The following is a 1,097-nucleotide window of genomic DNA, read 5'->3' as shown; positions in this document are numbered from 1 at the left end:
ATCGCGAAACGTAGACCTTCGTCCATTGCGATTGGTGCGATTAGCTCAACAGTCATCTGAATGTTGTCACCTGGCATTACCATTTCTACGCCTTCTGGTAGAGAGATATCACCAGTTACGTCAGTTGTACGGAAGTAGAACTGTGGACGGTAGCCTTTAAAGAATGGAGTGTGACGACCACCTTCATCTTTAGACAGTACGTATACTTCTGATTCGAACTTAGTGTGTGGAGTGATTGAACCTGGTTTAGCTAGTACTTGACCACGTTCTACTTCGTCACGCTTAGTACCACGTAGAAGTGCACCAACGTTCTCACCCGCACGACCTTCGTCTAGAAGTTTACGGAACATTTCAACACCAGTACATGTAGTTGTAATAGTGTCTTTGATACCGATGATAGCAACTTCGTCACCAACTTTCAGGATACCGCGCTCGATACGGCCAGTTACTACTGTACCACGACCTTGGATTGAGAATACGTCTTCGATAGGCATTAGGAATGGCATATCTACTGCACGCTCTGGCTCTGGGATGTAAGAATCTAGAGCTTCAGCTAGTTCGATGATTTTCGCTTCCCATTGCTCTTCGCCGTTTAGTGCGCCTAGAGCTGAACCTTGGATAACTGGTAGGTCATCACCTGGGAAATCGTACTCAGATAGAAGTTCACGAACTTCCATTTCTACTAGTTCTAGTAGCTCTTCATCGTCAACCATGTCACATTTGTTCATGAATACGATGATGTAAGGGATACCAACCTGACGGCCTAGTAGGATGTGCTCACGAGTTTGTGGCATTGGACCATCTGTTGCAGCAACAACTAGGATACCACCGTCCATTTGCGCAGCACCAGTGATCATGTTTTTAACATAGTCAGCGTGTCCTGGGCAGTCTACGTGTGCGTAGTGGCGAGTTGGAGTGTCGTACTCTACGTGAGAAGTAGAGATTGTGATACCGCGCTCACGCTCTTCTGGAGCGTTATCGATAGATGCGAAGTCACGAGCAGCGCCGCCGTAAACTTTAGCAAGAGTAGTACAGATAGCTGCAGTTAGAGTTGTTTTACCGTGGTCAACGTGGCCGATAGTACCAACGTTTACGTG

1 protein-coding gene is annotated in these 1,097 nt (G+C 46.9%); it reads right to left on the bottom strand.

Annotation, left to right across the window (positions count from 1 at the left end; genetic code table 11):
- On the bottom strand, positions 1-1,097 hold a 1,097-nt coding region (gene tuf / locus ACWYU8_RS21980; RefSeq protein ID WP_457521846.1), incomplete at both ends, for an elongation factor Tu.

It is taken from the genome of Vibrio limimangrovi (genome assembly GCF_054064025.1).
Note: the sequence above shows the minus strand (reverse complement) of the source record. Positions and strands in the feature narration are given on the sequence as shown.